Consider the following 21,259-nt stretch of genomic DNA (forward strand, 5'->3'; position numbering starts at 1 on the left):
CGACTCGTTGGTCGCACGCAGCTGGAAACCGTAGCCGTCTCTTTCATGACGTGAGTGCCACCACGGTCAATGGCTGGGTCGTGGGCTGCCGGGAACCGCCCTGGGGTTCCACGGTGATGCCGAGTTTGTCGCCCGCGTGGACCGGCCCCGCCAGCACCGGCCCTGGCCGGTCGGGCATCAGCCCCGCCGACCGGATCGCGTCCGGCCCGATGAGCCACACCTGGTAGTCGTGGGCGGCTGGCGCCGTGGGCATGCCCGCGGTGACGACCACCACCGACGCCTTGGCGGGGGAGTAGATCGCGGTGACGGTCGCGGCGCCGACGCGGGTGGACACCTGGCGGGCGTCGGGCGCGGCCAGTACGGCGGCGATCCGGTCACCCTGAACGCGTTCCTCGTTCAGCTGGCCGTTGGTGCGGATGAGCAGCACTCCCAGGACCAGCGCCGCCGCCACCAGGAGAGCGGCGGCCGCCCGTCCGGCGAGCAGCCGAGCATGCGGTCGGCTCGACCGGCCCATCGTGGCGGGGACGATCGGCGAGGCCTGGCGGACGGCTCCGATCTCCTCCATCACCCGTGCCTTGAGGACGGACGGGGGCTCGTGCCGGACCGCCGCGGCCATCCGGGCCGTGGTCTCGCACAGGCCGCGGGTCTCCTCGGCGCAGTCGGGGCAGCGGGCCAGATGGCGTTCGAACTCGCGGGCCTGCTCCTCGGGCAGGGCGTTGAGCGCGTAGGCGCCCGACAGCGTGTGGGTGTTCTCTTTCATGTCGCCACCCCGAGGCAGTCGCGCAGCCGGATGAGCCCGTCGCGCATGCGGGTCTTGATCGTGCCCAGCGGCGTGGCCAGGAGCTGGGCCACCTCAGGGTAGGAATGGCCGCCGTAGAAGGCCAGCGTCACGGCCTGGTGTTGCAGGTCGGTCAGGCCGTCGAGGCAGCGGCGTACCCGCTCGCGTTCCAGCCGGTCCTCGACCGCCTCGGCGACGCTGTCGTAGTCGCCTCCGGCCACCTCGCGCCGTCCGGCCGCGGCCTCACGGTCGGCGCCGGCCTGGGCGGAGCGGACCCGGTCGACCGCGCGCCGGTGGGCGATCGTGGTCATCCACGCCATCGCGCCGCCGCGGGTGCTGTCGTAGCGGGGAGCCTGCCGCCAGATCTCCAGCAGCACCTCCTGGACGACCTCCTCGCTCTGGCCACGGTCGCGTACGACCCGGAGCACGAGCCCATACAGAACGCCCGAGACCTGGTCATAGAGCCGGGAGAAGGCGTCGCGGTCACCCCGGCCGCTCTGCCGCAGCAGTTCCTGGACCGGGGGCGCCGGCCCGGGACCTGTCCGGTGCTGATCGGGATCGTCGCGCTCGCGGCTGTGGGTCACGTCCTTGTATTCGGAGCGGAGCCGTTCACGGATTGGGCCGTGCCCGAACCAAACCGGTGGGCGGCCCGCTCCGAATACCCGCTGTGAGCCGAAAACCGCACCACGTCATCAGGGCAGCTAGCGCCGGGTTGCTGAGCGTGGCCGCCGCACTGGCGGTCGCGGAGTTCGTCGCGCGCTTCACCGGCGGGCAGAGCTCGCCGGTGGTGACGATCGGGTCGGTCGCGATCGATCTGACGCCGACCCCGGTCAAGGAGTTCGCGGTACGCACGTTCGGCACCGCGGACAAGGCCGTGCTGGTGGGCGGCATCCTGCTGGTCCTCATGGCCGTCTCTGCGGGCCTGGGGATCCTGGCCACCCACCAGCACGGCCTCGCGGTGGCGGCGGTCGCCGGACTCGGCGTCCTGGGCATGCTCGCGGCGGCGACCCGGCCCGCGATGGTGGCGACGGATCTGCTGCCAGCCCTGGTCGCGGCGCTTGTCGGCGCGTTCACCCTCACCGCGCTGACCCGCCCGGCCGCCGAGGTGGCGCCGGGGCGGCGGCGAGCACTCCGAGCAGGCCTCGGCGTGGTCGCGCTGGCGAGTCTGGGCGGGCTGGCCACGCGGTTGCTCCCGGTAGAACCGCTTCGTGCCCGCTTCGCCCTGCCCAGACCCGCGAGCCCGGCCAGACCCCTCCCACCCGGGACCGATCTGCGCATCCCCGGACTGACCCCCTTCACCACGCCGAAGGCCGACTTCTACCGCGTCGACACCGCCCTGTCCGTCCCCAGGCTCGACGCCGCCACCTGGACCCTGCGCGTGATCGGCGCCTCGACGATCGAGCTCACCATGGCCGACGTCCTCCGGCGCGGGCTGATCGAACGCGACATCACCCTCACCTGCGTCTCCAACGAGGTCGGTGGCCCGTACGCGAGCCATGCCCGCTGGCTGGGCCTGCCGCTCGCCACCCTGCTGCGCGAGGCCGGCCTCCCGCCCGGCGCCGACCAGCTGCTCAGCCGCTCGGCCGACGGGTGGACCGCCGGCACCCCGCTGGCCACGATCATGGACGGCCGCGACGCCATGCTGGCCGTCGGCATGAACGGCGAGCCGCTCCCCGCCGAGCGCGGCCACCCCGCCCGCCTCGTCGTGCCCGGTCTGTACGGCTACGTCTCCGCCACCAAATGGCTCGTCGAACTCCACCTGACCCGCTACGACCGGCGGCAGGCCTACTGGACCGAGCGCGGCTGGGCCACCGACGCGCCGATCAAGACCGCCTCCAGGATCGACGTGCCCGCCCCGCTCGCCGCCCTCCGCCCCGGCCCGGTGACCGTGGCCGGCGTCGCCTGGGCCCAGCACCGCGGCGTCGCCTCCGTCGAGGTCCGCGTCGGTGAGAACCCCTGGCAGCGGGTACGGCTGGCCGCCACGCCCAGCGCCGACACCTGGGTTCAGTGGAGCTGGACCTGGCAGGCGACTCCCGGCACCCACACCCTCCAGGTCCGCGCGACCGACACCACCGGCCGCACCCAGCCCCCGGCCCGGGTCCCGCCCTTTCCGGACGGCGCCACGGGCCGGCACTCGATCGTGGTCACCGTCGCGTGACCGCCCACCCTCAACACCTCCATCACCGCAGCACGTCATTCATCAAGGAGATGAACCCCATGAAGTACCTCGGCATCCTCGCCGCTTCCGCTACCGCCCTGATCGCCGTCACCGGCTGCAGTTCCGGCGCCACCGACACGGCCGCGCCCGCCGGCAGCATGACCGCCACCACCCGGCCCGCTCCGGCCACCAGCCCCGCCATGGCCGACGGGCCGTTCGGGGCGGCCTGCTCCGCCGTACCGGCTGATGGGGAGGGCAGTTTCACCGGTATGGCCGACGACCCGGTCGCCACCGCGGCCTCCAACAACCCCGTGCTGTCCACGCTGGTCACCGCGGTCAAGAAGGCGGGCCTGGTCGACACGCTCAACTCGGCCAAGGACGTCACCGTCTTCGCGCCCACCAACGACGCCTTCGCCGCCATCCCCAAGGCCACCCTGGACAAGGTCCTGGCCGACAAGGAGACGCTGACCAAGATCCTCACCTATCACGTGGTCGCCGGTAAGCAGGCGCCGGCCGACCTGGCCTCAGCCGACCTGAAGACGCTGCAGGGCGGCACGCTGAGCGTGAAGGGATCCGGGGAGAGCTACACCGTCAACGAGGCCGGCGTGGTCTGCGGCAACGTGCCCACCGCCAACGCCACCGTCTACATCATCGACAAGGTCCTGATGCCCAAGTAGGGCCAGGCTGAGGGCCGCGTTCGTCCAGACCTTCGGGCAGGACGGCGCGGCCCTCAGCGCATGCCACTAAGCGGGCAATCCGGGCGCGGTACGGCTCCGAATGTGAGGTGGCGTCCATACGGAGGATGACATGCGTGCCATTGCGGCCTCACGTCCGGGAGATCCACAGAAGCTGGGCATCTACCAGGTAGAGGGAAGGTTAGGCAAAGGCGGGCAAGGTCTGGTCTATCTCGTCTCGGGGCCGGACGGTCAGCGCCTGGCCGCCAAGCTCCTCAACGCCGACTCCTGGAGCGCCGAGCGGGTCCAGCGGCTGTTCCTGCGCGAGGTGGCACTGGCCAAGCAGGTCGCCGGCTTCTGTACCGCCCAGGTCATCGACGCCGGGACGCTCGACGGCCAGCCGTACCTGGTCAGCGAGTACATTGACGGGCCGTCACTGGCGGAGAAGGTCGGCGTGGACGGTCCCCTGAGCGGCGGCGACCTGGAACGGCTGGCCATCGGCACCGCGACCGCGTTGATCGCGATCCATCAGGCGGGCATCGTGCACCGGGACTTCAAACCGGGCAACGTGCTCATGGGACCGGACGGGGCCAGAGTCATCGACTTCGGCATCGCCCGCGAGGCCGAGGCCACCGCGACCGCCACCAGCCACGTGCTGGGCACGCCCTCCTACATCGCTCCGGAGCAGTTGAGCGGCTCACCGGCCACCGCGGCCTCGGACGTGTTCGCCTGGGGCGCGACCATGGCGTTCGCCGCCACCGGCCACGCGCCCTTCGGCCACGATTCCATCCCTGCGGTGATCAACCGGCTGGTCCACGAGGAACCGGAGCTGTCCGGCGTCCCGATGCCGCTGCGCGACTTGGTGGAGCGGTGCCTGAACAAGTCGGGCCCATCCCGGCCGAGCGCGCTGGAGGTCCTGCTCACGTTGCTGGGCCGGAATCAGGATGTTCCGGCCGCTGTGCCGCAGCAGCCCAAGCGGCCGCTGCGGCGGTCGCTGTTGGCGGCGTTACTGGTGGGAGGGGTGCTGGGCGCGTTCGTGGCGACGCGGCCGTGGGGCGGCGACCTGCCCGCCGCAGACGCGGTGGCCGCCACAACGCAGGCCGGAGCGCCCGGTCCGGCTGGGTCGTCCGGCTCGGCCGGGACGGGCGCGAATGTGCCGAACCCGGTTCCGCCGGTTTTGACCGGGCTTACGAGGCAGGCGGCGGAAACCAGGATCCGGCAGGCGGGATGGACCACCGGAAAGGTGACGCTCGACTGCGGAGCCGGCGTGAGCGTGGACCGAGTCGTACGAACCACCACCGGACCAGGCGTCGTCCACCTCACCATAGGCGCGGGAAGCGCCCGCGTGCCGGACGCGCGTGGATGGCCGCTCCAGGACGGAAAGGCGGCGCTGCAGAAGGCCGGCTTCACCGTCCAGATCGGCTACCGGCAAGGCCACGACTGGATCGGCAAGATCGCCGAAGTCAAGCCCCGGCCCGGAGCCGTGGCCTGCAAGGGCTCCACGGCCAAGATCTGGATCGGCATCACCTGAGCAGACAGTCCGCCAATTCCGGGAGACGGGAGTAACTCCATGCTGGCCACCGTCCTTGCCGTCATACGCAACCGGCGACCGTACCGTGACGTGTTCTACGCCCGATGCGTAGGCTGCGGCCACGCCTTCGACTCCATGCAGGCTCCCGCCTGGCTGAACTACACGGCCACCCAAACGCCCGCCCACCGGCTGGAATGGGTCATCATGCCACCGGAATGGCACTGCCCCGACTGCGGCCGCGACGGCCCACTGAGCTCCGAGGAACTCCTGGTCAACGACACATTGACCCACTGCAGACACAAACTGCTCTGCAGAAACCAATGGCTCGTCCCCGCCGAAATAGGCCAGGCCCGATGCCCCCGCTGCAGCACCACCCAAACGGTCCGTGTCGATGGTTGATCCCGAAAGGGGCATGCAATCGACACTGACACCGAGTCCGCGCCTGGCATAGTCCTCAATCCACGGCACCCGAGGGCGTGCCTAGGGTACGGCGGCGGACCGGGCGGCCATTTCCCGGAGGACGTCGTCGATCGGTGTGGGCGTGATGCCGAGGGACTTGATGGCCGAGGATGCGTCGAGGATGTTCGGCCGGTCGTAGAGGTACAGCATCTCGGGGAACTCGGCCATGATCGAGTCGGTGCGTCCGATCTCCTCCAGTTCCGTCAACGGCATGTGCCGCAGCCGGGGAGCGGCGGCATTGGCGGCTGCGGCGAGGCAGCCCGCCAGTTGGCGTGCCGGCAGTTCGGTGGTGGAGGGCACGTGCCGGGCCCGGCCCCAGGACTCCTCGTTGCCGGCGGCGGCGAGGAGGGTCCGGGCCGCGTCGCCGGTGTAGGTCCAGCTGTGTGGCGCGTCCAGGTCGCCGGGGTACGCGGCGGGTACCCCGGCCAGCACCTGCGCCCCCACCATGAGCGTGAACGGTGAGTAGGCGCCGGCTCCGAGAAAGTCGGAGGCACGGACTTCGGTCACCCGCACGCGTCCCGCCTGGTGAGCGGCCAGGGCGTCGTGCCACATCTGTGCCCGTACCTGGCCCTTGCGGCTGGTGGGCGTCAGGGGCAGCCCTTCGATGACCGGCCCGTCGACGGGGCCGTACCCGTAGGTGTTGCCGAGCATGACGTAGTCGGCGCCGCTGTGTTCGGCGGCGGAGAGCAACGCGGCGGCCAGCGGTGGCCAGTCGGTCGGCCAGCGGTCGTACGGCGGCATCGCGCAGTTGAACAAGACGGTCGCCCCGGCAGTCAGTTCCGCCAGCCTGGCGGCGTCGGCAGCGTCGGCGCCGACCCGCTCGATCGAAGGATGGACCGGGCCGCCACCGCGCCGGGTGACAAGCCGGACCTGCTCCCCGGAGTCGGCCAGCAGACGTGCGAGGGCCGATCCGGTGGCTCCCGCGCCAACTATGACCTGCAAAGACATGATTTCTCCTCGTTACGGGGGTCGGCCTCCACCCTGCCCTGGGGGCCATCGCGTAAGGTAGTGGCCCGAATGCCAGGTATCTGGAGGTTTGGGCCATGCATCAGGTCGCGGTCATCGCCGTCCCGCCGGTCACCACCTTCGACCTGTCCATCCCGGAACTGGTGCTCGGCGAGACGCGCGTGAACGGCCGGCCCGGCTATGCCGTACACATCTGCACAGCCGAGCCCGGCCCGGTCGCCACGAACGGCGGCCTTCACCTCACGATTCCCCTGGGGCTGGACATCGTCGGCGGAGCCGACACCGTCATCGTCACCGGGACCAGCGCCCGCGACGACATCGATCCGCGTGTACTGCGAGCCCTGCGCCACGCGGCCGAGACGGGCAGACGCGTCGCCTCCATCTGCACGGGAGCCTTCGTCCTGGCCCAAGCGGGACTGCTCGAAGGCCGCGGCGCCACCACCTATTGGGCCAAGACCGAGGAGTTCCGTCGCCGCTTCCCGACCGTCGAGCTGCGCCCTGACGTGCTCTACGTCGAGGACGGCAACGTGCTGACCTCCGCCGGCCTTTCCGCCGGCATCGACCTGTGCCTTCACTTGGTCCGCGGCGATTACGGCGCCGCCGTGGCCAACACGGTGGCCCGCCTCGTCGTGGCAGCACCGGTGCGGACCGGCGGCCAGGCCCAGTTCGTCCCGTCCCCGCTGCCACCCGAGACAGGCAGCTCACTTGCCGACACCAGGGCATGGGCGCTGCGGCGACTCCATGAACCGCTCAGCCGTGCCGCCCTGGCCGTCCACGCAGGCACCAGCGTTCGCACCCTGACCCGCCGCTTTCACGCCGAAACCGGCCTCAGCCCCCTGCAATGGCTGCTCCACCAGCGCATCGAACTGGCCAAGGAACTGCTGGAGAGCACGGATCTCCCCATGGGACAGGTGGCGCACCTCAGCGGTCTGGTGACCACGGACTCCCTGCGCCAGCACATGACCCGCCGGACCGGGCTCACGCCCAGCGCCTACCGAACCGCCTTCACGCTCCGGCGGGCGAAGGGGTTCCGGCAGAACTGACGAGTGTTCCCGACGAGGTCAGAGATCAAGTCAGTGGTCGGGGTTCCGGCTGTGTGTTCCAGCTGGCCAGCAGGCGGAGCGCGTCGGCTTCGGGGGTGCCGGGCTGCGGGGCGTACACGGTGAGAATCTGGTTGGAGGCGGCGTCGATGCGGAGGGTTTCGTAGGGCAGGGTGATCTCGCCGATGAGGGGGTGCCGGAAGGTTTTGGCGCCGGTTCGGTGGATACGCACGTCGTTGGCCGCCCAGCGGGTCCGGAACTCGGTGCTGCGGGTGGCGAGTTGTCCGATCAGTTCGGTCAGGTCAGGATCGTCGGGGTGGCTTCCGTTCATCCGTGAGTTCACCAAGGCGCCGGCCGTCGTCGCATCGGTGATCCCGAGCGGCAAGGCTCTCGCCCGGCAGATCACCTCACCGATTCCGGCGATGGGGCAGCCGGTCGTCGTGGAACTCGGCTCCGGCACCGGCGCGTTCAGCCGGGCCATTCAAGAACGACTCGACGGGCGGGGAAGGCATCTCGCCCTCGACGTCAACGAGCGCTTCACCGCCCTGCTGGCCGAGCGCTTCACCGGGCTCGACGCGGTCACGGCGGATGCCCGTGACCTCGCCGCCATCCTCGCCGAACGCGGCTTCGGTCAGGCCGATGCCATCATCAGCGGCCTGCCGTGGGCGTCGTTCCGGCAAGAACGACAGCGTGAACTGCTGGACGCCGTCGTGGACGCCCTGTCACCCGAGGGCGCCTTCACGACCTTCGCCTATATCCATGCCCGCCAGTTCACCCCGGCCCGCCGGTTTCGCCGGTTACTGGCGGATCGGTTCGAAGAGGTCGTCCTGGGGCGGACCGTGTGGGCGAACCTGCCTCCGGCCCTGGTGTATCACTGCCGTCGTCCCCAACACTGACGCAAGACACCGGCATGGGCTTCGGCTCCGCCGTACATCCTGCGGCTGATCTCGGGGCCGGCGGCGCGCGACGGACGGAATTTTCGCGGGCTTGGTTGTACCCGGACGCTCCTCCATGTTGAATAACTTTTGAAGAGGTTATCTCGATGGGGGGAGGGGTCATGGAAGCGATCGACGAGTGCTTCCGCACCCACGCGTCGCTGGTCCGGTCGTACCTGCGCCGGTTGATCCCGTGGCAGGAGGTCGACGACGTCGCGCAGGTGGTCTTCGCCGAGGTGTGGCGCTCCCGGGCGCGCTACGACCCGGACCGCAGTCTGGAGACGTGGCTGCTGAGCATCGCCCACCGGCGGGCCGTCGACCATCTGCGGGTGCGTCGCCTGAGCACGGTCTCGCTGGACGTGGTGGCGGATCCGCCGGGGCAGGACGGGCGGGTCGACAGTGAACGGCTGGCCGACCGGGACCGGGTCCGCCGGGCGCTGGCCGTACTGCCTGATCCGCAGCGTGAGGCCATCGAGCTGGCCTACTACGGCGACCTCAGCCAGCGCGAGATCGCCGAACGGCTGCGCGTCCCGCTCGGCACGGTCAAGGCCAGGACCGCGCGCGGACTGCACCGCCTGCAGACGATCCTGGCGGCGGCGTGAACCGGCCGCTGATCGCCGTCTCCAGTTGCCTGCTCGGTGAGCCGGTCAGGTTCAACGGCGGGCACAGCCGTGACCGGTTCCTCACCGGACCGCTGGCGCCGTTCGTCGAGTGGGTGGCGATCTGCCCGGAGATGGAGCTCGGGCTGGGCGCGCCGAGGGAGACGCTGCGCCTGGAGAACGCGGCGGACGGGCCGCGGCTGAAGGTGCGCAAGACCGGCGAGGACCTCACCGGCCGGATGACCGCCCTGGCCGAGAGGCGCGCCGCCGTGCTGGACGTCGACGGGTACGTGTTCAAGGCCAAGAGCCCGACCTGCGGGATCCACGGGGTGCCGCTCTATCCGCCGGACGGCCCGCCGATCGACCGCCGCCATCGGGGCCTGTTCGCCGACGCCATCCTGCGCGCGCATCCGCTCCTTCCCGTGGAGGACGAAGGACGGCTGAACGACGCGCTGCTGCGGGAGTCGTTCGTCGAACGGGTCTTCGCGCACGCGCGGCTGCGCGAGCTCCTGGCCGGCGACTGGCGTCCGAGGGACCTGGTGGCCTTCCATTCCCGGCACAAGATGCAGATTCTCGCGCATGACCCGGTCGGATACCGGCAGGCGGGCCGCATCGTGGCCGAGGCGGGTCGCGGCGTGCGTGCGGAGCTGGCCCACGCCTACGCCGAAGCCTTCCGCCGGTCACTGATGAAAAAGGCGAGTCCGGGCAGGAATGTCAACGTGCTTCACCACTGCCTGGGCATGCTGCCCCTGGACAAGACCCGGCGGGACGACCTGCTCGCGGTCATCGACTCCTACAAGGCGGGCCTGGTGCCGCTCAGCGTGCCGGCCACGTTGCTGCGCCACCACGCGTGCGGAGAGAACGCCGGATACGTCCGCGACCAGACCTACTTCTCCCCGTATCCCGACGCTCTGCGGCTGCGCAACCATGTCCCCGCCTGATCGGGTCTGCGTCACCGGTGCGAGCGGCTACATCGGCGGCCGGCTCGTGCCCAGCCTCCTGGCCGCGGGCCACCGGGTGCGCTGTATGGTCCGCTCACCCGCGCGGCTGCGGGATCTGCCCTGGGCCGCCCAGACCGAGATCGTCGCCGCCGACGCGCTCGACCCCGTCGCCACGCGGGCGGCGCTGGAGGGCGTGGAGGTGGCCTACTACCTGATTCACACCATGGGCGGGGGACGGGGCTTCGCCGCCGCCGACCGCAAGGCCGCGCACGTCTTCGCGGAGGCGGCCGAGGCGGCGGGCGTACGCAGGATCGTCTATCTGGGCGGGCCGGCGACCGGCGAGGACCTGTCGCCGCACCTGCGCTCGCGCGCCGAGGTGGCGCGGGTTCTGCTCGACGGCGCGGTGCCCACGGTGGTGCTGCGCGCGGGCGTGATCATCGGCTCGGGTTCGGCCTCGTTCGAGATGCTCAGGCATCTCACCGAACGGCTGCCGCTGATGACGACCCCGCGCTGGGTGAACACCCGGACCCAGCCCATCGCCGTCCGCGACGTGCTCCGCTACCTGACCGCCTGGGCGTCGGTGCCCGGCGAGGTCGACCGCGCCTTCGACATCGGCGGCCCGGACGTGCTCACCTACGCCGACATGATGCGCGGCTACGCCGCCGTGGCCGGTCTGCCGCCCCGGTTGATCGTCTCGGTGCCGCTGCTGAGCCCCTGGTTGTCCAGCCTCTGGGTCGGCCTGGTCACGCCCGTTCCCTCCACCATCGCCCGTCCCCTGGTGGAGTCGCTGCGCAACGAGGCCGTCTGCCGGGAACACGACATCGCCCAATATGTCCCCGACCCTCCGGACGGCCTGATCGGCTTCCGCCACGCGTGCGAACTGGCGCTCAAGAAGATCAAGGAGGCCGCCGTCGACACCCGCTGGTCCTCGGCCTCCACGCCGGGCGCGCCCAGCGACCCGCTGCCCACCGACCCCGGCTGGGCCGGCGGCAGCCTCTACATCGACCATCGCACCCAGCGCACCGACGTCGCATCCGAGAAGGTGTGGCAGGTCATCGAGGCCATCGGCGGCGAGAACGGCTGGTACTCCCTGCCCGTCGCCTGGCGCCTGCGCGGCGCGCTCGACCGGATCCTGGGCGGCGTGGGCCTGCGCCGCGGCCGCCGCCACCCGCGCCTGCTGCGGGTCGGCGACACCATCGACTTCTGGCGCGTGGAGGAGATCGAGCCCGGCCGCCTCTTGCGCCTGCGCGCCGAGATGCGGCTGCCCGGCCTCGCCTGGCTCGAACTCGGCGTCCGCACCGAGGACGGCCGGACGGTCTACGACCAGCGCGCGCTGTTCCACCCGCACGGCCTGGCCGGACACGTGTACTGGCGGGCGCTCGCGCCGTTCCACCGCATCATCTTCGGCAGAATGCCGCGCAACGTGATCGCCGCCGCGGCGTCGATCACGTCAGCGCCGCGGTGATCCTCCGCACGGCGTCCTCCAGCGACCCGACCCGCACGGCCGCGCGCGGCAGCTCGCCGCGCCAGCCCGGCCCACCCACCATCAGCCGGTACGGCGGGCGCACCGCGGGCAGCGTGCCCAGCGGCGCCGGATCCCCGGTCGCCCCCTGCTGCGACCACACGAACACCACCCCCGGCGACACCGTCCGCACCGCACCGGCCAGCGCGGCCGCGGGCGTCCGGGCGCCCAGCACCCGGCTCTCCACCCCGCACCCCGTCGCCAGCGCCGCGGCCAGCGCATACAGCGGCAGGCTGTGCTGCTCATCCTCCGCACACGCCAGCAACGCCAGACGGTCGTTGACCGGCACGGCAGGCCGGGCGGCCAACGGCTGCAGAGCCGCCATCACCCGATCGGAGAACACGTGCTCGACCTCGATCCCCGCCCCCGTGCGCTCCTGGCCGGCGCTGATCGTCTCGAAGACCGGCAGCACGAGCCGCTGCCACGTCCACACCACGCCATACCTGCCGAGCCCGGCCGCCAGACCCTCGTCCAGCGTGCGCCCGTCCAGCACCGCCGCCGCCCGCGCCAGCATGTCCGCCGACGGCACCGCCACCCCCGGCGGCGCCGGCGGCGCGCTCTCGGCAACCGAGGACGCATCGTCCAGCCGCAGCCCCAAGGCCTCACGCGCGGCATCCGCGGGCGCGACGCCATGGTGGATCAGCCGGTTCATCTCCTCCAGACGCCGCAGATCCGCCAGACCGTAGCGACGATGACCGCCCGGACTACGCCGGCTCGGCCCGATGCCATACCGCAGATTCCAGGTCCGCAACGTGGGCGCGGGCACGCCAAGCCGCCTGGCCACGGCTCCGATACCGTACCCGGGCTCCTCGGCAGGCGCGTCCTCTGTCGACATCTCCCTCATTCTTTCGGACGCCGGCCCCGGGAAGTTGCAACCAGCGCCCTGACGGCTGCGAACACCCTGGTGATGGATACCGTGATCGTCCTGTTCAACCGGGACCTGCGTCTGCACGACCACCCCGCGCTGGCCGCCGCCTGCGAGCGCGCCCGCACGGTGGTTCCGCTGTTCGTGCTCGATCCGGCCGTGCCGACGGGCCGCCGCACGAGCTTCCTGCTCGACAGCCTCACCGACCTGCGCGCCGGCCTGCGCGAGAAGGGCGCCGACCTGTTCGTACGGCACGGCGACACCGTGGCCGAGACCGTGCGCCTGGCCCGGCAGGTCGCCGCAGGGGCGGTCTTCACCTCGGCCGACGTCAGCAGTCTGGCCCGCCGGAGAGAGCAGCGGCTGGCGGCCGAGCGGATCGGCCTGCGGCTCTTCCCCGGCGTGACCGTCGTCCCGCCGGGACAGCTGCGGCCCGCCGGAGGCGACCACTACCGGATCTTCACCCCCTACTGGAGAGCCTGGACCCAAACCGAACGGCGAGCGCTCGCGCCGGTTCCGGCCCAGATCACCGTCCCGGATGATCTGGAGCCGGGAAAGATCCCGCACGCGGCGCGCTGGGGCGCGATACCCGGTGGCGAGACCCATGCCCGCGAACGCATGCGTACCTGGATCGGCGCACATCTGGACGACTACTCCGACAGGCATGACGACCTCGCCGGGGACCGTACCTCCAAACTGAGCCCTTACCTGCGCTTCGGCTGCCTGTCACCGCTGGAGCTGGCCGGGCACGGCAACGAGCCCTTCATCAGGCAACTGTGCTGGCGCGACTTCCACCACCAGGTCGCCTTCGCCTTCCCGGAGATCGCGCGCGCCGACTACCGGCCGCGCGGCCACCGCTGGCGCGACGACTCAGACGCCACCCAGGCATGGGCCGCGGGTCAGACCGGCGTCCCGATCGTGGACGCCGGCATGCGCCAGCTGCTCGCCGAGGGATGGATGCACAACCGCGCCCGCATGATCACCGCCTCCTACCTCGTCAAACACCTGCGCGTAGACTGGCGGGCAGGCGCAGCCCACTTCTTCGAGCTGCTGCTCGACGGCGAGGTGGCCAACAACTCCGGCAACTGGCAGTGGATCGCCGGCACCGGCAACGACACCCGCCCCAACCGCACGTTCAACCCGATCCGGCAGGCCAAGCGCTTCGACCCCGGGGGCGCGTACGTCCGCCGCTACATTCCCGAACTGGCCGACGTCCCCGCCGCGCTCATCCACGAGCCGTGGCGCGCGGATCGGCCGATCCCCGGCTACCCACCGCCGTTCTCCCTGTGACCTCGCCGCCGGGTCGTCGTCTGTCGACGGCCCACACGGCCAGCGCGCAGGCGGCGAAGGCGGCCCCGAGGAGGCTGGAGCCGAGCCAGCCGTGAGTGGCGATGACGGCGGTGGTCGCGGCCGCGCCGAGGGCGGAGCCGAGCGAGTAGAAGACCATGTTGCCGCCGATGACGCTGCTGGTGCGGTCCGGGTACGCGGCGGTGAGCACTTGCTGGTTGCTCACGTGCACGGCCTGGACCGCGAAGTCGAGAACCACGATGCCGGCGATGAGGATCCACAGGGACCAGGGCAGTTGTGCGATCGCCGCCCAGGAGAGGATGAGCAGGGTGAGCGCGAGGGCGGTGACCGGGGCCGCCCGTCCCGCGTCGGCCCAGCGTCCCGCGCGTGCCGCGCCGAGTGCGCCGGCGAGCCCGGCGACGCCGAGCAGTCCGATCTGGCTCTCGCTCAGCTGCCAGGGCGTGTCGGCCAGCGGCAGGGACACTCCGCTCCAGAGGGTTCCGAACGATGCGAACAGGAAGAACGTGATGAGCCCGCGGGTGAGGAAGGTGCGCTGCCCGAACAGTCCGGCCAGGGAGAGGACGGCCCGGCCGTAGCCCGAAGGCCGGCTGGGGCGCCGCTCTGACGGCAGGGCGGCGAGGACGAGGGCCGCGAGCCCGAGTGACAGCACCGCGAGCACGGCGTAGACGCTCCGCCAGCCCCACGCCTCGGCCAGCGCACCGGTCACGACCCGCGCGCCCAGGATGCCGACCACAATGCCCGAGGTCACGACGCCGATGTTGCGTCCGCGTTCGGCGGGCGGTGAGACGGACGCGGCGTACGCCACCGTGGTCTGCACCACGACCGCGAACACCCCGGCGGCCGCGAGCCCCGCGAACGCCACCCACGCGGCCGACGCCAGAGCCGTCAGGACCATGCCCAGCGCGGTGAGCGCCAGGTGCGCGGCGATGAGCCGGCGCCGGTCGATCAGATCACCGAGCGGCACCAGCAGCACCAGCCCGGCCAGATAACCGATCTGGCCGGTCGCCACGATCCATCCGGTGAGCTCCGCCGGTATGCCGAGGTCGTGGCCCATCGGCTCCAGCACCGGTTGTGCCGCGTAGATGCTCGCCACAGCGACACCACACACCACCGCGAGCAGCAGCCGTCGCCACCTGTTCATCGCGTCTCCACCTCCCGATTAGTAGCAAATTGCAACCAATTTGACCGTACGGCATAATGGTTTCAATCTGCAACTCATCGGGAGGTGTCATGGCCGCGCGAGCCCTCGACTGGACCGACGCCACCTGCCCCGTCGCCCGCACGCTCGACCTCGTCGGCGACAGGTGGAGCCTTCTCGTCATCCGCGACGCGATGGACGGGGCACGATCGTTCACCGAGTTCCAGCGGCGTACCGGCATCGCCCGCAACATCCTCACCGACCGCCTCGGCAAGCTCACCGCCCACGGGCTGCTCGCCCAGCGCACCGCGGCATCGGGCCGCCGCCAGGAATACGTCCTCACCGACGCCGGCCGCGACCTCTTCCCGGTCATCCTCACCCTGCGTCAGTGGGGAGAACGCCACGCCTTCGCGCCCGGCGAACCCCACTCCACCCTCGTCGACCAGCACGGCATCCAGGTGCCGGAGATCGCGCTGACCGGCGCCGACGGCACCCCTCTCAACACCGACACCACCCACGTGCGAAAGACGGCCTGACGCCGTGGGCCCGGTCGTCCGGGCCCACGGCGGTGCTGAATCAGTTGATGATGAACTGCGTGCCCGGCTGGCGGACGATGTCGCCGTCGGCCGAGTTGGTGATCGTCACGTTCGTCAGCGTCGCGCTGCCCCTGGCTCCGCTCATCGCGAGGATGCCGGCGCCGTTGTTGGACTTGTCGATGCGGACGTTGGTGACCTGGACGTTCGGCACGTTGCCGCCGCCCGTCTTGAACTGGATCCCGTCGTAGGTCGAGTCGTGGATCTCGGTGTCGCGGATGACGACGCCGGGGATGTCACGTCCCTGCGCGAAGATCGTGATGGCGCCGAACTCCTGGTCCTCGTTCCAGAACGCGCCTCCTGTGCGATGCAGCGCGTTGTTGGCGATGAGGGTCTGCCCGGAGAAGGGCAGCGGGTCGTGGTCGGTCGCCAGCATGATGCCGGGGTAGTTCATCGTGTCGTAGATCAGGTTGTTCTCGATCTTGTTGCCGTAGCCGCCGTAGACCGCGATGCCGTTGGCCCGCCAGGGCAGCTGGATGGTGTTGTTGAGGAACTGGTTGTCGTGGCCGATGTCGACCGAGGTGTCCTTGACGTACTGGCTGGCCCAGACCGCCAGGGCGTCGTCGCCGGTGTTGCGGAAGGAGGAGTTGAACACCTTGGAGTTACGCGTGCCGTTGGCGAAGTTGACGCCGTCGGCGTAGGTGTTGCGGAAGCGCACCCCGCTGAACTCCAGCCCGTCGCCCGGGTTCCACAGCTCGGGGATGTTGCTGTAGTCGCGGCCGACCCAGGCGGCGACGTTGGCGTGCTCGATCCAGACGTTGGTGATCTTGGTGTTCTTGCCGAAGCGGCCGTTCAGGCCCACGCCGCCCTCGGCGCCGCCGGGGCCGCCGCGGATCCGGCCGGAACCGAAGATCGCGATGTCGGAGATCTGCGTGTTGTCGTCGATGTCGAAGCCGAAGTTGCCTTCGTGCGGATGGTTGATGCCACCCTGCACCAGATGCGGTTCGGTCAGCGTGTACAGCTGCGAGTGCCACATGCCCGCGCCGCGGATGGTGACGTTGCGGATGCCCACCTGGTTGTACTGTCCCCGGTTGAGCGGGTCGTCGGTGAGGATCTTCTGCTCCTGGCGCCACTGGCCCGCCGGGATCCAGACGCAGCCGATCACGCCGTTCTGGTCGTCGGTCACCGCGCGCTGGATGGCGGCGGTGTCGTCGATGCCGTCGCCGGCCACCGCGCCGTACTGCGTGATGGACACACACCCGGCGGGTTGCGAGGCGGGCGGCGCCACCTGCTCCAGATCGATCATGTCGATGATGTAGAAGGAGGCGCTGTCACCCGCGTCCCGCTGCAGCTTGAACCTCGTGCCCGGCGGGTAGCTCTGCGTCAGCAGCGCGTGCGACTCGTCGAAGAGGCGGCGCGCGTTGGCCTGCGGCGTCTGCGTCAGCCCCTCGGGGTCGTCGGTCGTGCCGTACAGCCAGCTGTACTTGCTGGTCAGGTTCAGCTTCTGGGCGAAGGCGCCGTTGACGTAGAGGCTGATGGTGGCGTCGATGCCGCCGCCGCCCGCGGCGTCGGGGATCGAGTTGCGCACCACGATCGAGTTGGCCTGGTTGGCCGAGGTGAACTCCACGTACTGGCCGGTGCTGTTGAGCCGCACCGACTTGCGCCCCGAGGACTCGGTGGCGAAGTTGGTGTGCCCGAACGTGCGCAGCGCGTCGGTCTCCAGCAGGGTGCCGTTGTGGCTGGCCGCCTCCGCCTCATAGGAGCTATACGGTACGGCCGCGCCGCGCCCCACCACGATCGACTGGGTGCGGGTGTTGTTGCCCTCGTTGGTCTCGGCGACGACGTTGGTGGCGTCGGCCGTGGCCAGGATGGTGGCGCCGCCGCTGGTGGCGGTCCAGGTGCCGCTGATGGACACGTTGGCCGTGGCGCCCGCGGCTATCGTGCCGGCGTTGCCGTTCAGCGTGGTGCTGCCCACGGTCACCCGGGTGACCGAAGCCGCCGCCGCGCCGGTGCCGCGGTTGTTGACCGCGACGGTGAAGCTGACGGGCGCGCCGACCGCGGGGTTGGCCGGGCTGGTGGTGATGCCGGTGACCTGCAGGTCGGGCCCCGGCGCCTGACCGACCGTCAGCGTCGCGCTGGCAGAGTTGTTGCTCTCGCTCTGCTCGACGAGGGTGTTGTCAGGATCGGCGGTGGCGGTCACCTGGTAGGTGCCCTGGCCGCGGGTGCCGATGTTCTGCGTGACCGTGGCAGTGGCGCCGGCGGCCAGCGCCGGGACGGCGACGGTGCCCGCGGGCGTGCCGCCCACCGAGAAGCCCAGGTTGTCGGCGGGAGCCGCCGCGTTCCCCGCGTTCCGCACCGTGGCCGACAGGGTGATCGCCTGGGTCTCGCTGGGGCTGGCGGGGGTCCACGACAGGTCGGTGACGGTGAGGTCGGGGTTGGGCGCCGGGGTGCCGAAGACCTGGAACTCCGCCGCCTGGCCGCCGGGCGCGCCGGTGTTGGAGTTGAACTTCAGCTGTACGTCGGCGACGGTGCCCGTAACCGGGATCGTCACGGAGTTGCCGTTGTTGCCGGGGTGGAACTCGTAGGCGGCCGCCGTCTTGAGGTTGGTGTAGCCGGTGGCACCCTGCTCACGGCCGAGAACCTGGATGTTCTGGGTGCGCGGACCCCAGCTCCCGTCCGGGTTGAGCTTGACCACCACGGAGGTCACGCTGGCGTTGGTGCCCAGCTTGACGGTCAGCGTGTTCGGGAAGGCGCTGGAGTTGGCCTCCCAGTAGGTGCTGAGGTTGTTGTCGTTGGCGTTGGCCGCGACGTACGTGTGCACGTGCCCCGACTCGGCCATCTCCTTGCCGATCGCCAGATTCGTGCCCGGGTCGCCGGAGCCCTGCCTGGTCACCGTGTTGCTGTTGGCCGACTCGTTGCCCGCGGCGTCCTTGGCCCGCACGAAGTAGGAGACCGTGGCACTGGCGGGCTGGTTGTCGGTGTAGGTCAGCACGTTGCCGGCGACGCTCGCCCTGAACTGGTTGTTGGCGTAGACGTCGTAGCCGGTGACGCCGACGTTGTCGGTGGAGGCCGACCAGGTCAGCCGGATCTGCCCGGCGGCGGGCTGGGTGTAGGCCAGGTTGCCCGGGGCGGTCGGGTCCTGGGTGTCGCCTCCGGTGGCGGCGCCGTAGATCTCGAACTCGGAGATCTGCCCGGCCGGCCAGCCGGTGTTGGCGGAGATGAGGACCCGCCAGAAGCGATGGGTGGCCGCGGTGAAGCCGATCGTCACCGTGTTGCCGGAGGCCGGGTTGAAGGTGTAGCCCGCCGAGGCCTTCACCGTGCTGAAGTTCGTGCCGTCGGGTCCGCCCTGGACGGTGAGCGTCTGGGTGCGGGTCTGCCACGCGGCGGGGGCGGGCACCTTGAGGACGATCTGGTCGACGCTGGTGGCGGTGCCGAGGTCCACCTGGGCCCACTGCGGGAAGTTGTTGCTGGTGCTCTCCCAGTAGGTGGCCTGGTTGCCGTCGTTGATGTTGGAGACCGGGTACTCGGGGTGGGAACTGCTGGCTCGGGTCGCCTTGCCCGGCGACAGGTTGGGTCCGGCGGCGGCCGTGGCCGGTACGGCCCAGCCGAGGACGAACACGCTGGCGGCGACCATCATCGCCGCCAGCCGTAACGGCTTTCTCATGCGCCTGCTTCTCTCGTCGAGCACAACGGGGGGTGGTTTGAGCCGTGCACAGGTGAAGAATTGCGAGAGATTGCCACACAACCAACATCGGATTGTCGATTATTTGCGTGACATTGGCCGAATGTTACCTGCGTGCTACAGGAGCGTCAACGGAGCGGGAGCCCGGTTGTCAACTCAGAACCGGAGCCCGGTCATCCGGCGAGTGGTTACGGCGGCGCAGGCGGCGTACCGAGGCCCGCACGCAGCTCAGGACCACGTACGAACAGCTCGTGGCCATGGGCGCCGCGCTCTTCGCCGACCGGGCCCGGGTGGAACTGGCTGCGGCCGGGGAACACGTCAGCACGCGCGTCGTGGGCCAGTCCGGCCCGCTCACCTCGCAGGAGGCCCAGATCGTCGCGGGCGGCGCGACCAACGCGGAGATCGCGACGAGGCTCTACCTCACCACCTCGACGGTCGAATACCACCTCACCAAGATCTTCAGAAAGCTGCGGCTGAGCTCACGCCGGCAGCAGCTGAGGGACACCGGAGTGCTTCAAGGACTGTTCGGAACTGTTCGGAACAGTTCCGCGCTCTTGTCGCCAATAGATGGATCGCCAACTGTTGCGGTGTCCCTCAAGAAAGGAGCCATCGGGTCCACCGCACAGCTCATGGATTCGACTTTCTCCGAAAAGGAATGCCATGAATCGCAGGTTATCCATCGCGGCATTGGCCGCGGCCACGCTCGTCACCCAGCTCATCACCGCCGTACCGGCAACGGCCGAACCAGTGGAACAAGCCGACCCCCCCGTCCTCGTTATTTCCGGAAATCCGGTGGACATCCCGGCGGGCGAATCCCGGGAAGGCGTAATCCCCGCCTCCTATGCCCGATGGGATGGAAAGACCCTCTACCTGGATCCGCCGGGCGACCCCCGCCTCGCCGAGGAAGCCGACCCCAGGACGCGGGCCCTGGAAGGGGAGCAAACGGCGCCCTTCCTGACCGGAAGCCCAGAAGAACCCGCCTGGGAAGAGGACGTTCCCCCGGGCGAGCTGACCGAAGACGACGCGGAATTCACGGAAGGCGCGACGACCTTCGCCCAGAAGCCGCCACGCCGGCCCAGCCAGGCACTGGTCGCCTTCTGCAAGGACGCCAAGTCCGGCAAGTACGGCATCTTCCGGAGCCGGTTCGTCTGGTGTGAACACTACGTGGGCTGGAGAATCACGATCAACGCCCGCACCAGGCTGCCGAGCGTCACGCTGATCAACCACACGTACTACGGCTTCGGGCGCGACGACGGCCGTCGCCAGGTCAAGATCTTCATGAAGCCCACGTTCGTCTTCTCCATAGGCCCCGATCACCGGCCGAGCGACCAGTACGGCTTCGTGCCCGCGTGCATTCCCGGCGGGTCGACGCCGGGCTGTGCCGTACCGACGATGATGCGCACCAAATCGCTCACCGGGTGGCGGGCCGCCATCCCCGGGGCCGGCGGGTTCGTCTCCTGGCTGGTGACGTCGGACGAAACGCAGGGACACGCGGCGGAGAAGTGGAGCTACCACAAAATAGTCTTCGCCATGGGCAAGAGCGGGCTCATCAGCGCATGGTCCAGCACCGATTACATGCTGCGATGTGACTCCGCCACCTACATTTCCGGCGCCCGGCAGAAGGCCTGCCTCTTTCATGACGTGGTGCCGAGGATCCAGTACGCGCTTTTCGACGCGGACGGCTCACGCTCGGACGTCCACGACGTCGCCAACCACATTCAAACGGCGTTGACGCAGCCCGACATCACCTACCCGCGTGAGAGTCATCCCAAGAGAATTCCCGGCAAGTACACCAATCCGCCGGACCTGAATTCCGTCCTGGAGCGAGTCGCCTACAACGGCCCCGAATGGACGGCCAACGCGGCGACCAAGTCGCGCGCCTGCCATCGCAGGGGCGAATACCGGCTCACCGGGCTACCGGGGCCGCCGGCGTCCGGTCAGCAATGCGACGAGTTCCCCTTCGCGACCACCGTTCAGGGTGCGAGCAACCCGAGCTGGGACTTCTCGGTGGCCTGGGTCGACCGCGACGACAATCACCAGGCCGGACAGGAACTCAAGGCCTTCTACCGCAGGCAACGCATCCTGTACAAAGACCTGGACCTCTTCTACGTTCACGTCGTGCAGAAGCACTGA

The 21,259-nt window shown here is 70.2% G+C and carries 18 protein-coding genes and 1 pseudogene; 12 read left to right on the top strand and 7 right to left on the bottom strand.

Annotation, left to right across the window (positions count from 1 at the left end):
• Positions 1-43: 43 nt before the first annotated feature.
• A complete protein-coding gene (locus tag HNR40_RS46830; protein WP_184973722.1) occupies positions 44-760 on the bottom strand; it encodes an anti-sigma factor in 717 nt (238 codons plus the stop codon).
• A complete protein-coding gene (gene sigK, locus HNR40_RS46835; RefSeq protein ID WP_184973548.1) occupies positions 757-1,362 on the bottom strand; it encodes an ECF RNA polymerase sigma factor SigK in 606 nt (201 codons plus the stop codon). The genes HNR40_RS46830 and sigK overlap by 4 nt, the downstream gene beginning before the upstream one ends.
• 83 nt (positions 1,363-1,445) lie before the next feature.
• Here sigK and HNR40_RS46840 point away from each other — a divergent pair, with 83 nt between their 5' ends.
• From HNR40_RS46840 to HNR40_RS46850, 3 genes are all read left to right on the top strand, one after another.
• Complete coding sequence (locus HNR40_RS46840) at positions 1,446-2,936, top strand: molybdopterin-dependent oxidoreductase (protein ID WP_312896788.1); 1,491 nt, start codon at positions 1,446-1,448, stop codon at positions 2,934-2,936.
• A 50-nt stretch (positions 2,937-2,986) separates the two neighbouring features.
• Positions 2,987-3,613 carry a fasciclin domain-containing protein gene (locus tag HNR40_RS46845; protein ID WP_184973549.1) on the top strand — a complete coding sequence of 209 codons (627 nt, stop codon included), beginning with the start codon at positions 2,987-2,989 and terminating at the stop codon, positions 3,611-3,613.
• 130 nt (positions 3,614-3,743) lie between these two features.
• The gene (locus tag HNR40_RS46850) at positions 3,744-5,141 is read left to right on the top strand and encodes a serine/threonine-protein kinase (RefSeq protein WP_184973551.1); all 1,398 of its coding nucleotides are present in this window, start codon (positions 3,744-3,746) and stop codon (positions 5,139-5,141) included.
• Between the two features lie 480 nt (positions 5,142-5,621).
• On the opposite strand, the gene HNR40_RS46855 is transcribed toward HNR40_RS46850, so the two are convergent.
• Positions 5,622-6,548 (bottom strand): NAD-dependent epimerase/dehydratase family protein, encoded by a 927-nt coding sequence (locus HNR40_RS46855; RefSeq protein ID WP_184973553.1) that lies wholly within the window; start codon positions 6,546-6,548, stop codon positions 5,622-5,624.
• Positions 6,549-6,643: 95 nt separating this feature from the next.
• Here HNR40_RS46855 and HNR40_RS46860 point away from each other — a divergent pair, with 95 nt between their 5' ends.
• Positions 6,644-7,609, top strand: a complete 966-nt coding sequence (locus tag HNR40_RS46860) for a GlxA family transcriptional regulator (RefSeq protein WP_184973555.1) — start codon at positions 6,644-6,646, stop codon at positions 7,607-7,609.
• 25 nt (positions 7,610-7,634) lie between these two features.
• Here HNR40_RS46860 and HNR40_RS46865 read toward each other — a convergent pair whose 3' ends face one another.
• Positions 7,635-7,991 carry an MmyB family transcriptional regulator gene (locus HNR40_RS46865; protein WP_246510655.1) on the bottom strand — a complete coding sequence of 119 codons (357 nt, stop codon included), beginning with the start codon at positions 7,989-7,991 and terminating at the stop codon, positions 7,635-7,637.
• Here HNR40_RS46865 and HNR40_RS46870 point away from each other — a divergent pair.
• From HNR40_RS46870 to HNR40_RS46885, 4 genes are all read left to right on the top strand, one after another.
• Entirely contained in the window at positions 7,975-8,502 is a 528-nt protein-coding gene (locus HNR40_RS46870; RefSeq protein ID WP_184973557.1) for a class I SAM-dependent methyltransferase, read from the top strand. The two genes, HNR40_RS46865 and HNR40_RS46870, sit on opposite strands and share 17 nt — an antisense overlap.
• Before the next feature lie 161 nt (positions 8,503-8,663).
• Positions 8,664-9,143 carry an RNA polymerase sigma factor gene (locus tag HNR40_RS46875; protein ID WP_246510656.1) on the top strand — a complete coding sequence of 160 codons (480 nt, stop codon included), beginning with the start codon at positions 8,664-8,666 and terminating at the stop codon, positions 9,141-9,143.
• The gene (locus tag HNR40_RS46880) at positions 9,140-10,081 is read left to right on the top strand and encodes a YbgA family protein (protein ID WP_312896789.1); all 942 of its coding nucleotides are present in this window, start codon (positions 9,140-9,142) and stop codon (positions 10,079-10,081) included. The genes HNR40_RS46875 and HNR40_RS46880 overlap by 4 nt, the downstream gene beginning before the upstream one ends.
• Complete coding sequence (locus tag HNR40_RS46885) at positions 10,068-11,546, top strand: SDR family oxidoreductase (protein WP_184973561.1); 1,479 nt, start codon at positions 10,068-10,070, stop codon at positions 11,544-11,546. Before HNR40_RS46880 ends, HNR40_RS46885 begins: the two co-directional genes overlap by 14 nt.
• Here the strand turns inward: HNR40_RS46885 and HNR40_RS46890 are convergent.
• Complete coding sequence (locus HNR40_RS46890; RefSeq protein ID WP_184973563.1) at positions 11,527-12,438, bottom strand: MerR family transcriptional regulator; 912 nt, start codon at positions 12,436-12,438, stop codon at positions 11,527-11,529. The genes HNR40_RS46885 and HNR40_RS46890 overlap by 20 nt on opposite strands.
• A gap of 72 nt (positions 12,439-12,510) precedes the next feature.
• On the opposite strand from HNR40_RS46890, the gene HNR40_RS46895 reads away from it, so the two are divergent.
• Positions 12,511-13,755, top strand: coding sequence for a cryptochrome/photolyase family protein (locus HNR40_RS46895; protein ID WP_184973565.1), 1,245 nt, complete (start codon positions 12,511-12,513; stop codon positions 13,753-13,755).
• Here the strand turns inward: HNR40_RS46895 and HNR40_RS46900 are convergent.
• The gene (locus HNR40_RS46900) at positions 13,691-14,914 is read right to left on the bottom strand and encodes an MFS transporter (RefSeq protein ID WP_184973567.1); all 1,224 of its coding nucleotides are present in this window, start codon (positions 14,912-14,914) and stop codon (positions 13,691-13,693) included. The genes HNR40_RS46895 and HNR40_RS46900 overlap by 65 nt on opposite strands.
• An 89-nt stretch (positions 14,915-15,003) precedes the next feature.
• Between HNR40_RS46900 and HNR40_RS46905 the strand changes: the two genes are divergently transcribed.
• Positions 15,004-15,447, top strand: a complete 444-nt coding sequence (locus HNR40_RS46905; RefSeq protein WP_184973568.1) for a winged helix-turn-helix transcriptional regulator — start codon at positions 15,004-15,006, stop codon at positions 15,445-15,447.
• A 40-nt stretch (positions 15,448-15,487) separates the two neighbouring features.
• Here HNR40_RS46905 and HNR40_RS46910 read toward each other — a convergent pair whose 3' ends face one another.
• Positions 15,488-19,108 (bottom strand): CARDB domain-containing protein, encoded by a 3,621-nt coding sequence (locus HNR40_RS46910; protein WP_184973570.1) that lies wholly within the window; start codon positions 19,106-19,108, stop codon positions 15,488-15,490.
• A 275-nt stretch (positions 19,109-19,383) separates the two neighbouring features.
• On the opposite strand from HNR40_RS46910, the pseudogene HNR40_RS58045 reads away from it, so the two are divergent.
• A pseudogene (locus HNR40_RS58045) lies at positions 19,384-19,605 on the top strand (helix-turn-helix domain-containing protein); the annotation flags it as partial.
• A gap of 208 nt (positions 19,606-19,813) precedes the next feature.
• Positions 19,814-21,259, top strand: coding sequence for a NucA/NucB deoxyribonuclease domain-containing protein (locus tag HNR40_RS46920; protein ID WP_246510658.1), 1,446 nt, complete (start codon positions 19,814-19,816; stop codon positions 21,257-21,259).

It is taken from the genome of Nonomuraea endophytica (assembly GCF_014203235.1).
GTDB lineage: Bacteria > Actinomycetota > Actinomycetes > Streptosporangiales > Streptosporangiaceae > Nonomuraea > Nonomuraea endophytica.